The following is a 13,797-nucleotide window of genomic DNA, read 5'->3' as shown; positions in this document are numbered from 1 at the left end:
AAAGACCAACACGGAGAAAACTCAAAATTCTGAATCATGATAGGAGGAAACCATATGATTGACACTACTACCGGCAACTATGTTGCTTTTGACGCCATTAAGATCGGCATGGCCTCTCCTGAGCAGATTCTGGAGTGGTCCTACGGCGAAGTCAAGAAGCCGGAGACGATCAACTACCGCACTTTGAAGCCTGAGCGGGACGGTCTGTTCTGCGAAAAGATTTTCGGGCCCACGAAGGACTGGGAGTGCCACTGCGGCAAGTATAAGAAGATCCGTTATAAGGGCAAGGTCTGCGACCGCTGCGGCGTGGAGGTCACCCGGGCCAAAGTGCGCCGTGAGCGTATGGGCCACATCGAACTGGCCACCCCCGTTTCCCATATCTGGTATTTTAAGGGTATCCCCTCCCGGATGGGCCTGCTGCTGGATATCAGTCCCCGGATTTTGGAAAAGGTCCTGTATTTTGCCAACTATATTGTCACCGATCCCGGCGAGACGCCGTTGATGAAGGATCAGATCCTTTCTGAGAAGGAGTACCGGGACTATCGGGAGAAGTATGAGGACGACTTCCAGGCCGGAATGGGCGCGGAAGCCGTGAAGAAGTTGCTTCAGGACGTGGATCTGGAAGCCCTCTCTCAGCAGCTCCACACCGAGCTGAAGGACGCCGCCGGGCAGAAAAAGGCCCGGATCGTCAAGCGGCTGGAGGTGGTGGACGCCTTCCGCATCTCTCACAATAAACCGGAGTGGATGGTCATCGACGTGCTGCCGGTGATTCCGCCCGAGCTGCGCCCCATGGTGCAGCTGGACGGCGGCCGGTTTGCAACGTCCGATCTGAACGATCTCTACCGCCGGGTCATCAACCGGAATAACCGTCTCAAGCGGCTGATCCAGCTGAACGCCCCCGATATCATCGTCCGCAATGAAAAGCGGATGCTTCAAGAGGCCGTGGACGCCCTGATTGACAACGGACGTCGGGGCCGCGCCGTCACCGGCGCCAACAACCGGGCGCTGAAATCCCTCAGCGATCTGCTGAAGGGCAAGCAGGGCCGCTTCCGCCAAAACCTCTTGGGCAAGCGCGTGGATTACTCCGGCCGAAGCGTTATCGTAGTCGGACCCGAGCTGAAGATCTATCAGTGCGGCGTGCCCAAGGAGATGGCTGTGGAGCTGTTCCGGCCCTTCATTATGAAGAAGCTTGTAGAGGATGGCACCGCCAACAACATCAAGTCCGCCAAGAAGATGGTGGACAAGGGCACTGCCGAGGTGTGGGATGCTCTGGATGTCATTATCAAGGACCACCCCGTCATGCTGAACCGCGCGCCTACGCTGCACCGGCTGGGCATTCAGGCCTTCGAGCCGGTGCTGGTGGACGGTCGCGCCCTGAAGCTGCATCCCCTGAACTGCACGGCCTTTAACGCCGACTTCGACGGCGACCAGATGGCGATCCATGTGCCTTTGTCCTCCGAGGCGCAGGCTGAGGCCCGTATTCTGATGCTCTCTGCCAACAACCTCCTGAGGCCTCAGGACGGCGGTCCCGTTACCGTTCCCACGCAGGATATGGTGCTGGGTTCCTACTACCTGACCTATGAGCGCATAGGCAAAGCCGAGACCGGGGCGGAGGCCGTCTATGTGGACAGCGTCGGCGAGACCGGCTTGTTTGTGGGCGCAGAGGTGGACGCCGACGAATTCCTTGCAGCCAATAAAGCGGCTAAGGACGCCGGAAAGCAGGAGGCCACCTTCCTGCCTACCCATGTGTACGCCAACGAGAACGAGGCCCTGATGGCCTATAATAACGGCGACATTGGGCCCCACTGCCCCATACTGGTGCGAGTCACCCGGGTGTTGGACGGCGTGGAGCACACCGGTATTATCCGGGCCACCGCGGGCCGTATCATCTTCAACCGCAATATTCCTCAGGATCTGGGCTTTGTGGATCGCAGTGATCCCGCAAAGGCCCTGGACTATGAAATCACGTTCCAGTGCGGCAAGAAAGAACTTGGCAAAATTGTGGACCGCACCATCAACAAGCACGGGTTCACCATAGCCGCCGAAGTGCTGGACGCAGTCAAGGCCACCGGTTATAAGTACTCCACGCGGGCCGCTATCACTGTGTCCATCGCGGACATGACCGTGCCTCCCATTAAGTACGAGCTGGTCGCCCAAACTGAAAAGCGGATTCTGGATATTGAGAGCCAGTACAAAATGGGCTTCATGACCGATCAGGAGCGCTATAAGCAAGTGGTGGCCGAGTGGGAAAAGACCACCAACGAGGTCTCCGACGCCCTGCAGAAAAATCTGGACCGCTATAATCCTATCTTCATGATGGCGGACTCCGGCGCCCGCGGCTCCATGAAACAGATTCGTCAGCTGGCCGGTATGCGCGGCCTGATCGCCAACACTGCCGGACGTACCATTGAAATCCCCATTAAGGCAAACTACCGCGAGGGCCTGACCGCTCTGGAGTATTTCATTTCCTCCAGAGGCGCCCGAAAGGGTCTGGCCGATACCGCTCTGCGTACCGCCGACTCCGGTTACCTGACCCGCCGTATGGTGGACGTTTCTCAAGATGTCATTATCCGCGAGCAGGACTGCGGCGTCACTCACGGCATCCGAGTCTCTGAGATCAGCGAGAATGGACAGGTCATCGAGAAATTCTCTGACCGTCTGCGGGGCCGTTTCCTGGTGAGCAATGTCTACGACGCGGACACGGGCGCGGAACTAATCTCCAGTGAGAAGATGATGGACGAAAGCGACGCGAAGCTGTTGGAGACCCGGCACTGGGTTCAGGAGAACCATCGCGAGGGCGATGCCTGCACCTTCGACCCAACGGTGGAGGGAAGCAAACCCATCGTCATGATCCGTACTGTCCTGACCTGCCGCGCCCACAGCGGCGTGTGCGCCAAGTGCTACGGTATGAACTTGGCTACGTCGCAGCCCGTGGGCCCCGGCGAGGCGGTTGGCATTATCGCCGCCCAATCCATCGGCGAACCCGGTACGCAGCTGACCATGCGTACGTTCCATACCGGCGGTCTGGCCGGCGGCGACATTACCCAGGGCCTTCCCCGTGTCGAGGAACTGTTTGAGGCCCGCAGGCCCAAGCGGATGGCCCAGCTGGCAGAGATTGCGGGTGTCGTCAAGTTTGAGGAAGCCACAAAGGGCAGCCTCCTGAACATCATTATTACCGCCGACGACGGCGATAATCGGATTTATGCCGTTCCCCATACCGGCCTTCTCGTTAAGGACGGAGACCGGGTGGCACAGGGTACCGCCCTGACCTACGGCGCACTGAATCCCCATGAGGTTCTGCGTCTGCGGGGCAGCGACTCGGTGTACAACTATCTCATTCAGGAAGTCCTGCGGGTGTACCGCCAGCAGGGCGTGGATATCAACGATAAGCATATCGAAATCATTGTCCGTCAGATGATGCGCAAGGTCCGTCTGGAGGACGCCGGCGACACCAAGCTGTTGGATGGCTCCATGGTGGATGTTCTGAATCTGGATGACGCCAACGCGCAGGTTGATCGCCGCAATGCTGCCGGAGAGCGCCGGGAGGACGGCGAGCTTCTGCGCCACGCGGAGGGGTCCCAGCTGCTGATGGGCATTACCAAGGCATCCCTGGCTACCGATTCCTTCCTGTCGGCCGCCTCCTTCCAGGAGACTACCAAGGTTCTGACCGAAGCCGCCATCAAGGGCAAGGTCGACCACCTGCTGGGGCTGAAAGAAAACGTCATTATCGGCAAGTTGATTCCTGCGGGCACCGGTCTTGCGGCCTACAAGGAATTTGCTGAGTTACTGGTCCCCGCGTCGGTTGCCTCTGGCGCAGAGGATGAGATTCCCATGTTCGAGGACTGAGATCCTGTTTCACAATTTCTGAAAAAGCACCCGGACGCGTTATGCGTCCGGGTGCTTTTTGCCTTGCATGAGGGAACTGCTAAGATGAATCCAGTTGATGATGCGCGAACCAAATCAAGTCTGCCGCAGCAGCTTTTCCAACTCCTTCGCGGCGATGCTGAGCGGGCGGAGCGTGTCCTTCACCAGACAGATATTCCGCTCAGGAATGGATTCGGCCAGACGAATCTGAAAGACCTCATTGCGCTCAAGCGCCTCCGCAGCGAGATTTTCTGGCAAAAAACCGATACCTAAGCCACTTTTTACCAGAGGTAGTACCTGGTCAGTGGTGGCGGTCTCCATATCCGGGTGCAGCGTGAGGCCGTGCTCCAGAAAGAGGCGGTCATAGAACTCAAACGTCTTGGTGTCCGCCGCGAGGCAGATCAGCGGATAGTTCTGTAAGTCCTTGAGGCTCAGAGTCTGTCCTCTTAAGAAGGAGAAGTCCGGTCCACCCACCAGGATCTCCCGGAAGGGCTTCAGCGGAATTTCCCGGAAGGGTCTTCTCACGCCGGTCGGCGTTGTAACCACGGCCAGTTCCAAAAGGCCGTTTTTGAGAGCCAGAACGGCTTGCGGCGTGGCATAGTTGGCAATGCGGATGCGGATGCCGGGATAGTCCTTGTGTAACTGGCGGAGTTTGGACAAAAGAATGCCGTGGAGCGCTGTCTCGTTGGCGGCGATGGAGACGGTGCCGCTCTGCAAGCTCTTGTCGTTAGCCAGTTCCGCCTCGCCTGCCTCCAACTGCTCATAGGCCGTAGATACGTGAGTAAACAGCTTTTTTCCCTCGGGAGTCAGCGTGACACCCCGGTTGGAGCGGACAAAGAGCCGGCAGCCCAGTTCCTGCTCCAGATTGTTCATGGAGCGCGTAATATTAGGCTGACTGCTCAGCATAATTCCAGCAGCCCGGGTAAAGCTTCTGCTTTTGGCAACAAAGTAAAAAGTTCGGTAATAATCATAGTTGACTGACATAAAAAACATCCCTCGGTTGTACAAATGGCCATATTATTTTGATATATCAAGCATTCTAAAGATACATTTTACAAATTACACCTGAGTTATTATAATGTGCTCCTGTAATAAAAGCAAGGGCTGCAAAGGTGCGCTTTTGTCGAATGATACAGGAGGTGATATTTGTTTTGTCTGGGATTCAAAATACGCTGACGGTGGAACTGCAAAATAGAACTGCCTTTACAATCCCGGTGTTCGGCGGGATTCCAGTGGCGGATTCGGTATTGACGAGCTGGCTTCTGATGGTGCTCATCATGATCTCCGTACTTCTGGCAACGCGGAGGCTGAAACCGGACCGGCCGGGGCGGGTACAGGCGCTGCTGGAAGCGGCGGTGAGCTTTTTAAACGGATTTACCAAGGAGAACATCGGCCAGCACTGGCGATCCTTTGCCCCTTGGCTGGGTACGGTAGCGGTGTATATTGCCTGCGCAAATCTGAGCGGTATTCTGGGGTTCACGCCGCCCACCAAGGATGTGAGCGTGACCGCGGCTCTGGCCATAACCAGCGTCTTTTTGATCTATGGAGGCTCCTTCCGCTTTTTGGGCGTTTCCAGGGGGGTTCATAAATTTGCCGAGCCTCTGCCCCTGTTGGTGCCCATCAATGTGATGGAGATTGCAATCCGTCCGCTGTCGCTCTGTATGCGGCTGTTTGGCAACGTGTTGGGGTCTTTTGTGATCATGGAGCTTATCAAGGCGCTTGTTCCCGTCGCGGTGCCTGTGGCGTTCAGCCTTTATTTCGATGTTTTTGACGGGCTCATTCAAACCATTGTGTTTGTCTTCCTCACTGCCCTCTTTACCGGAGAGGCACTGGAGCAGGAAGCGTAAATCAAACTTATTTCAGCATGATTTTTTAAGGAGGAATTTATTATGTCCGTAACAATTGGAGCAGCAGTCGCAGTATTAACAGGAATTGGAGCCGGTCTGGGTATTGGATTTGCCACCGGCAAGGCCACCGAGGCCATCGCCCGTCAGCCGGAGGCCGCCAGCCAGATCCGAAGCAACCTTCTGCTTGGATGTGCGCTTGCCGAGGCTACCGCGATCTACGGCTTTGTCATCGGTCTGGCAATTATCATTTTGAAGTAAAGGGGACGATCCCTGTGCTGGACTTTAACCCCTACACAATTGTATTTACGATTCTGAATCTGCTGGTGCTCTGGCTGTTTCTCAGGCACTTCCTGTTTGGAAAGATCACGGCCATTCTGGATCAGCGGGCGCAGGCGGTCCAGAGCGAGTTGGACGGCGCTGCACGGGAAAAAGAGCAGGCTGAGCAGCTGTACCGGCAGTATGACGAACAGCTCGGACAGGCTCGGCAGGAGAGCGCGGAGCTTTTGACGAGAACAAAGGCGCAGGCGCAGCAGCAGTATCAGCTCACTTTGGATGCGGCGCAGGCCGATGCCCGGCAGCTGATGGAGACAACGCGGAAACAGCTTGAGACAGAGCGGGAAAGCATGCTCCGGGGAGCCCGGAAAGAGGTGGCCCAGCTTGCCTTGCTTGCCGCTGCCAAGGTGGCGCAAAAGGAGCTGGACGGCCAGAGCGATCTTGCTATGGTGGACGCTTTCCTTGCCGAAACGGGTGACGTGAATGAGTGAGCTTGCCCGCCGCTATGCCGCGGCCTGCTATGATCTCTTTCCGGACGCGGCGCGTTTTGCGGACGCCGCACGGTTTATCGGCGGCTGCACTCCACTCCGCGAGGCGCTGGAGGCCCCCACCATTGACTGGCGGGAAAAGGAACGGGTACTTGCCCGCCTGCCCCTGTTTTTAGACTCTCCCCAGCTTCTGGACTTTTACCGCCTGCTGGTGCAAAAGGGCCGCATGAAGCTCCTGCCCGAGATTGCGGAGGCTTTTCGGGCGTTGGATCTGGAGACACATAACACCGCAGTGTGTCAGATGCGGTGCGTTCGGGTTCCGGACGAGGCGCGGCAGGCGAAAATCAGAGCGGCCCTGTGCAAACTGCACCACCGGGACCAGGTTCTTTTGGAAATTACGACGGACCCAGACCTTTTGGGAGGCTTTCTCCTGAAGATCGACGGGGTCACGTATGACCATAGCGTCCGCGGCCGGCTCCGCAGCCTGGCTCGGCAGCTGCAAGAGAGGCGAATGATATGAAAATGGAATCAGATGAAATTATCTCCGTTTTGCGCGAAGAAATCGCGGCTTTTGACAACAGGACTCTGCGCAGTGAGACAGGCACCATTCTGGACGTAGGTGACGGCATCGCCACGGTCTACGGCCTGAACAATGCCGTTTACGGGGAACTGGTGGAATTTGAGACCGGCGTGCGCGGCATGGTGATGAATTTGGAGCGGGACAGTGTGGGCTGCGTGCTTCTGGGCCGGGAAGACGGCTTGGGCGAGGGCTCCACGGTCCGACGGACTGGCCGTGCCACCGACGTGCCCGTGGGCGACGCGATGCTGGGCCGAGTGGTGAACGCGCTGGGCAGTCCCATCGACGGGCGCGGGCCGGTTGAAACCAGCGAGACCCGCCCCATTGAGCACGAGGCCAGTGGCGTTGTAACCCGTGAGCCGGTAAAGGTGCCCCTTCAGACCGGCATTCTGGCCATCGACGCCATGGTGCCCATCGGCCGCGGCCAGCGGGAGCTGATTATCGGTGACCGGCAAACCGGGAAGACCGCCATCGCGGTGGACGCAATCATCAACCAGAAGGGGCAGAACGTGGTGTGCATCTACGTGGCCATTGGACAAAAGGCGTCCAGTGTGGCCCGAGTGCGCAATACCCTGGAAAAGTTCGGGGCCATGGATTACTCGGTAATCGTCGCCGCCACCGCCGGTGATCCGGCGCCGCTGCAGTATATTGCACCCTATGCCGGCGCGGCCATGGGCGAGTACTTCATGGAGCAGGGAAAAGATGTTTTGATCGTTTATGATGACCTGTCCAAGCACGCGGTGGCCTATCGGACACTGTCCCTGCTTTTAAAGCGCTCTCCCGGCCGCGAAGCCTATCCCGGCGACGTGTTTTACCTGCATTCCCGGCTTTTGGAGCGGGCCTGCCGCCTGACAAAGAAGTATGGCGGCGGCTCCATGACTGCGCTGCCCATCGTTGAGACGCAGGCGGGCGACGTATCCGCCTATATTCCCACCAATGTAATTTCCATCACCGACGGCCAGATTTATCTGGAGACCAACCTGTTTTTTTCCGGACAAAGGCCTGCAGTCAACGTGGGCCTCTCGGTTTCCCGGGTGGGCGGCGATGCGCAGACGAAGGCCGTTAAGAAGACAGCCGGAACCCTGCGGATTGATCTGGCCAGGTTCCGGGAGCTGGAGGTATTCAACCAGTTTGCCTCCGATCTGGACCCGGCCACGCAGCGGCTGCTGGACCACGGCAAGCGGATGATGGAACTGCTCCGGCAACCCCTTTACCATCCCCTCCCAGTGTCCCGGCAGGCCGTCATCCTCTTTGTGGCCACAGGAGGTCTGGTGGACGACGTACCCCTGGAGCAGGTAAGAGAATTCGTCCAGAGTTTTGCCGACGAGATGGATTCCCTTCATTTGGATGTCATGTCGGAGATTCAGACGACAGGCACCATTTCGGACGCTGCGGCGCAGACGGTCCGCACGGAACTGCAAGCTTATAAACGCCGCGTCCTATCGCCCGCGGAAGAGAAGGGGCGGTGATCTCCCATGGCAAACATCCAGGAGATCCGCACCCATATTCGGAGTGTACAGGAGACTCGGAAGATCACAAACGCCATGTACCTGATCTCCTCCAACAACCTGCGCAAAGCCAGGAAGCAGCTGAGCGACGTGAAACCCTATTTTGAAAAGATTGAAACCACCATTACCGATATCCTCCACCGCTCTCCGGAGATGCCGAATCTTTATCTGGAAGCACGACACAAGGTCCATGAGGAAGAGCGGAAGGTCGGGTATATGGTGATCACCGGCGACAAGGGGCTGGCCGGAGCTTATAACCACAATGTGCTGAAGTTGGCGGAGAAAGCCACGGCGGAACATCCGGGCTGCCGTCTGTTTTTGGTTGGACAGGTGGGGGTTGCCTGGTGCCGGGAACGAAAAGTTCCTTTTGAGATGGAGTTTGCATATAGCGCCCAGAACCCCAATATGCACCGGGCCCGTGAAATCGGCCGGTTTTTGGTGGAAGAGTACCGTCTTGAGCGGTTGGACGAACTGCGGGTGATTTACACGGAAATGGTGACGCCGCTCAGGCTGGAGCCCCGCGAGGTGAAGCTGCTGCCCCTGGATCGGGATGTGTTTCCGTGGAAGCCACGGACCAAGGGCGTAGGAACGGTGAACTATGTTCCCTCTGAAACCGCGGTGCTCTCCGCTCTTGTGCCCCACTATGTGAACGGCATGATGTTCAGCACGCTGGTGGAGTCCTTCTGCTCCGAGCAACAGGCGAGGATGTCCGCCATGGACGCCTCTACCAAGAATGCCGGAGATTTGCTGCGGCAGCTGAGTTTGGAGTACAACCGCGCCCGTCAGGCCGCCATCACGCAGGAGATCACCGAGGTGGTGGGCGGTGCGCAGGCTGGCAGGGAATAACGGCAAGAGTCCGTGAACTAGTCAAGAAAGAGTGATTCTTATGTCTGAAAATAAGGGAACCGTCGTTCAGGTCATGGGACCGGTGGTGGATGTGGAGTTTCCCATGGGAAAGCTCCCCCTCATCCGAGACGCGATTTGGGTCTCTCTGAACGGTGAGAGGGCCGTGATGGAGGTCGCCCAGCACATGGGCAATAACACAGTCCGCTGCATCATGCTCTCTCCCAGCGAGGGGCTTGGCCGGGGAATGGAAGCCGTGTCCATCGGCGGCCCAATTTCAGTGCCGGTGGGCGAAAAAGTTCTTGGCCGTATGTTCAACGTGTTGGGTGAGCCCATTGATGAAAAAGGCGAAGTGGCCACAAAGGAAAAATGGTCCATTCACCGCCAGCCTCCCCGGTTCGAAGATCAAAGCCCCGTGGTGGATATTCAGGAGACCGGAATCAAGGTCATCGATCTGCTGGCCCCCTATGCAAGGGGTGGAAAGATCGGCCTGTTCGGCGGCGCAGGCGTTGGGAAAACCGTGTTGATTCAGGAACTGATTCACAACATTGCCACGGAACACGGCGGGTACTCCGTCTTTACCGGCGTGGGAGAACGCACCCGGGAGGGCAGCGATCTGTGGCACGAGATGGCCAACTCCGGCGTCCTTTCCAAAACCGCTTTGGTGTTCGGCCAGATGAACGAGCCACCCGGAGCGCGGATGCGGGTGGCCCTCACGGGTCTGACCATGGCCGAGTATTTCCGGGATCAGGAGAAGCAGAATGTGCTCCTCTTTATCGACAATATCTTCCGCTATGTTCAAGCCGGCAGCGAGGTCTCGGCCCTGATGGGCCGTATGCCATCCGCCGTGGGCTATCAGCCCACGCTGGCCAATGAGATGGGCTCCCTGCAGGAGCGGATCACCTCCACAAAGGACGGGGCCATTACCTCGGTCCAGGCTGTCTACGTACCTGCCGACGATCTGACGGACCCTGCGCCCGCCACCACCTTTGCCCATTTGGACGCCACCACCGTGCTGTCCCGGAAGATCGTGGAGATGGGAATTTATCCGGCGGTGGACCCGCTGGAGTCCAGTTCTCGGATTCTGGAACCCGAGGTGGTGGGTGAGCGCCACTATAAAACCGCCCGTGCCATTCAGGAGCTTTTGCAGCGCTACAGTGAGCTGCAGGACATCATCGCCATTCTGGGGATGGAGGAGCTCTCTGGAGAGGACCGTCTCACCGTGGAGCGGGCCCGCCGAGTCCAGCAGTTTTTGTCCCAACCCTTCTTTGTGGCAGAGGCTTTTACCGGATTGAAGGGCTGCTATGTGAAGCTGGAGGACACCCTGCGCAGCTTCGAGGCCATTTTAGGCGGCGAGACTGACCGCTATCCGGAATCCGCCTTCAGCAACGTGGGCACGATTGACGAGGCGGCGGAAAAGGCGAAAAAACTGGGCGCTGTCTGACGGCCCCCGCCGCCGTGAAGGAAGGATGGCTTTTTCATGGAAAAGACCTTTTATCTGGAGATCATCTCCGTGGACCGGCAGTTTTACATCGGTCTGGCCGAAGGGCTGATTCTGCCGATTCAGGATGGCCAATACGGCATTCTGGCCGACCATGAGCCTACGGTGACCGCCATAGAGCCCGGAGAACTGAAATACAAAGTGAACGGGCAGTGGCAGCTGGCGGCCGTCTCAGGAGGATTCGCCGAAATTATGCCGGAATACGTCGTTGTGTTGATTTCCTCTGTCGAGCATCCTGAGGAGATCGACATCAAACGGGCGGAGGCGGCACGGGAGCGCGCTGAGGAGCGTCTGCGCCATAAGCAGAGCGTGGAGGAATACTATAATTCCAAGGCTGCTCTGGCCCGGGCAATGGCGAGGCTGAAAACCCGAGGCCGAAAATAAAGATAAATAAAACCACGCGGGTTACCGCGTGGTTTTATCTGTTGCTGCCAATTAAGTGCACGTTTGTCTTGAGATACTTCCGAAATTGCCGGATGGAGACAATCTTTCGATATCTGGCGCCAGGCGCTGCATACAATGTCTCCTGGCCGTATATAAAAGAAGTTGACGCAAACAGGTAGGAGATGCAAAAATGAACATCGTCATTATAAATGGGCAGAACCACAAGGGCAGTACGCGCATGATCGCACGGGAGTTGGCAGAAAAGGTTGGCGGGAAGATCACGGAATTCTTCCTGCCCCGCGATTTTGATGAGCCCTGCCTTGGCTGTTGGAGCTGCTTCAAGACAGACATGACGCGCTGTCCGCACTATGAAAAACTGTGCCCACTTACCGAAGCCATGGACAAAGCGGATCTCATCATTCTGGCGAGTCCTGTCTATGTATTCCATGCCACCGGACAGATGATGTCCTTCCTCGATCACTACGGCACTCGCTGGATGGTGCATCGTCCGAAAGAGCAGATGTTCCGCAAGCAGGGCGTCTGCGTTGCCACGGCAGCAGGCGGCGGCATGAAGGGCACGAACAGGGACATGTACGACAGCCTGTTGTTCTGGGGTGTGCCAAAAATCTATCAGTTGGGCTTCGGCGTGCGGGCAGCAAGTCCCGATGAGATCCCCGCGAAAATTTTGCGAAGAATCCACCGTGAAACGGATGTGACAGCGGAGAAAATCCGCAGGAACGCGGGCAGGTCTGGCGTGTCCGTGCAGGGACGTTTCTGGTTTTATGCTACACGATTCGCACATAAGCACTTTAAAAGATTTGAGCCTGATTATTCCTATTGGGAACAGCGCGGCTGGCACGGAAAACAAAGACCGTGGAAAATAGCAATTAAATCCGGCAATCTGGAACAACAGGAAAACAAATGAGCATACGAAATCAAACAAAAAAATTTGAACCAGCGCTGACGCTGGTCTGAAGGTGTTTTTGGAGTTTGAAGCGTCCAATTACAGCACAGCGGGCTTGGCGGAGTCAAAATCGAGCGGCCGGGAAACGAATCCCAGCCGCTCAATTTTTACTTGCTCACTTTAGAAATCTTATTATTTTCTCAGCAGGTTGTATAGCACCTGCGCCATCTGGGCGCGGGTTGTCGTTGCGGTCGGCCGCAGATTGCCGTTGCTGCCACTCACTGCGCCGGATTCTACCAGACTTGCCATTGCTTCCTGCGCATAAGAAGAGATGTTTGCGCTGTCCGTAAAGTCGGCGAGCATCTTGCCGGAATCCTCCTCGGGCAGCTGGTCAATTGCCTTCAGTGCGTTGTACAGCAGGGTGAACATCTGCTGACGGGAGACGGCCTGCTTCGGGGCAAATTTGTTGCCACCCACACCGTTGGAGATCCCCAGCCGCTTTGCCGCCGCCAGATAGCCGGTGTAATAGGTGTCGCCCGCGTCGGAGAAGTTATCCGCCGCGCTTTCATCCGGCTCAATACCGTAGGCACGCATGACCAGCGTGATGAACTGACCGCGGGTCAAGGTTGCATTGGGGTTGAACGCTGTTTCGGTCGTTCCGCCGGTGATACCGCGGGCCGCGAGGAACGTGACCGCATCGTAACACCAGGCGTCCTCCGCCACGTCGCTGAACGCCACTTTGTGATAGCCCACAGCATAGGTTGAAAAGTGCGTGGTGGTGAACACCAGAGTGCCCGTCTGGGCATCATAGTGGCAGTTCTGCATCAGCTCCGGCTCACCGTTGGCGTTGATATAATACGCCACGATGGCATCGGGATTTTCGCCCGCCGCCGGGGTATAGGGTACGGAAACTGTGACGGCTCCGCCGAACTGGGAAATTGTGCTGCCGCCGCTGGTGACACTGAAATTATATACCGGGTGGTTGCCCACTGTCTGCCGCGCCGCGTTGGACAGCGAGCTGTTATCCACCTTGGAGGATGCGAAGGCCACGTCACCGGAGGCCGCGCCGGCAATTGCGGATATTGCCTGTGCGTCGAATGTCATCGCAGCCACGGGGCCGGACAGGGTCAGGGAATCCATCTTGCCGGAAACCATCGCCTGAACGGCGGCTTTGGGGATTGTGGTTTGCACCGCGTTTGCATTGGAGCCGCCGGATACATGGATTTCCACACTAGGAGCTTCTCCAGAACTCTTCGCGGCCGCCTGTGCCTTTTCGATCGCGCTGGTTACCTGAGACTGGGTGACGGAGGCGGTTGCCGTGCCGTTTGTGCCGGTCTGCGCCGTCACAGTGGTGGTGGCGGTGGCGCCGGAAGCGGTGGGCGCTGTCGTTGTGGGAGTGGAAACTCCGCCGCCACCGCCGCCAGTGGAACCGGGATTGCTGCCGCCCCCGGTGGGTGACCACTGGGCATAGAGTAAGATGTCATCGGAGCCGGGGCCGCCGATCAGCGGGGCACCCACAGCATAAGGCGTTCCCTTGCCGTCCGCCTCCGTATTCCAGCCGGTGAAGGTATAATTCGTTCTGGTAAAAACATTTGTGCTGACGGTATA

Annotated in this window: 12 protein-coding genes; 10 read left to right on the top strand and 2 right to left on the bottom strand. The window is 57.5% G+C overall.

The features are described 5' to 3' along the window. Positions 1-54: 54 nt before the first annotated feature. Positions 55-3,846 (top strand): DNA-directed RNA polymerase subunit beta', encoded by a 3,792-nt coding sequence (rpoC, locus tag ABWQ15_RS13945; protein WP_353909389.1) that lies wholly within the window; start codon positions 55-57, stop codon positions 3,844-3,846. A gap of 114 nt (positions 3,847-3,960) precedes the next feature. On the opposite strand, the gene ABWQ15_RS13940 is transcribed toward rpoC, so the two are convergent. Next, positions 3,961-4,848: a LysR family transcriptional regulator gene (locus ABWQ15_RS13940; RefSeq protein ID WP_353909388.1), complete on the bottom strand. Its 888-nt coding sequence runs from the start codon at positions 4,846-4,848 to the stop codon at positions 3,961-3,963. A gap of 167 nt (positions 4,849-5,015) precedes the next feature. On the opposite strand from ABWQ15_RS13940, the gene ABWQ15_RS13935 reads away from it, so the two are divergent. The 9 genes from ABWQ15_RS13935 to ABWQ15_RS13895 all read left to right on the top strand — a co-directional run bounded on the left by ABWQ15_RS13935 (position 5,016) and on the right by ABWQ15_RS13895 (position 12,210). Then, positions 5,016-5,711, top strand: a complete 696-nt coding sequence (locus tag ABWQ15_RS13935; RefSeq protein WP_353909387.1) for a F0F1 ATP synthase subunit A — start codon at positions 5,016-5,018, stop codon at positions 5,709-5,711. Positions 5,712-5,753: 42 nt separating this feature from the next. Beyond that, positions 5,754-5,969 (top strand): ATP synthase F0 subunit C, encoded by a 216-nt coding sequence (gene atpE, locus ABWQ15_RS13930; protein WP_353909386.1) that lies wholly within the window; start codon positions 5,754-5,756, stop codon positions 5,967-5,969. Between the two features lie 14 nt (positions 5,970-5,983). Further along, positions 5,984-6,475 carry a F0F1 ATP synthase subunit B gene (gene atpF / locus ABWQ15_RS13925; protein ID WP_353909385.1) on the top strand — a complete coding sequence of 164 codons (492 nt, stop codon included), beginning with the start codon at positions 5,984-5,986 and terminating at the stop codon, positions 6,473-6,475. Beyond that, positions 6,468-6,992 carry an ATP synthase F1 subunit delta gene (gene atpH, locus ABWQ15_RS13920; protein ID WP_353909384.1) on the top strand — a complete coding sequence of 175 codons (525 nt, stop codon included), beginning with the start codon at positions 6,468-6,470 and terminating at the stop codon, positions 6,990-6,992. Before atpF ends, atpH begins: the two co-directional genes overlap by 8 nt. Next, positions 6,989-8,518 (top strand): F0F1 ATP synthase subunit alpha, encoded by a 1,530-nt coding sequence (gene atpA / locus ABWQ15_RS13915; RefSeq protein WP_353909383.1) that lies wholly within the window; start codon positions 6,989-6,991, stop codon positions 8,516-8,518. Before atpH ends, atpA begins: the two co-directional genes overlap by 4 nt. A 6-nt stretch (positions 8,519-8,524) precedes the next feature. Continuing rightward, positions 8,525-9,403: an ATP synthase F1 subunit gamma gene (gene atpG, locus ABWQ15_RS13910; RefSeq protein WP_353909382.1), complete on the top strand. Its 879-nt coding sequence runs from the start codon at positions 8,525-8,527 to the stop codon at positions 9,401-9,403. Between the two features lie 40 nt (positions 9,404-9,443). Continuing rightward, positions 9,444-10,844 (top strand): F0F1 ATP synthase subunit beta, encoded by a 1,401-nt coding sequence (gene atpD / locus ABWQ15_RS13905; protein WP_353909381.1) that lies wholly within the window; start codon positions 9,444-9,446, stop codon positions 10,842-10,844. Positions 10,845-10,880: 36 nt separating this feature from the next. Beyond that, positions 10,881-11,285 (top strand): ATP synthase F1 subunit epsilon, encoded by a 405-nt coding sequence (atpC, locus tag ABWQ15_RS13900; RefSeq protein WP_353909380.1) that lies wholly within the window; start codon positions 10,881-10,883, stop codon positions 11,283-11,285. Between the two features lie 190 nt (positions 11,286-11,475). Further along, complete coding sequence (locus tag ABWQ15_RS13895) at positions 11,476-12,210, top strand: flavodoxin family protein (protein ID WP_353909379.1); 735 nt, start codon at positions 11,476-11,478, stop codon at positions 12,208-12,210. Positions 12,211-12,381: 171 nt separating this feature from the next. On the opposite strand, the gene ABWQ15_RS13890 is transcribed toward ABWQ15_RS13895, so the two are convergent. Beyond that, positions 12,382-13,797: S-layer homology domain-containing protein (locus ABWQ15_RS13890; RefSeq protein WP_353909378.1), on the bottom strand; the 1,416-nt coding region annotated here is incomplete at its 5' end.

This window comes from Oscillibacter sp., from assembly GCF_040505565.1.
In the GTDB taxonomy this organism is placed as follows: domain Bacteria; phylum Bacillota; class Clostridia; order Oscillospirales; family Oscillospiraceae; genus Oscillibacter.
This window is presented reverse-complemented; position numbering and strand designations above follow the sequence as displayed.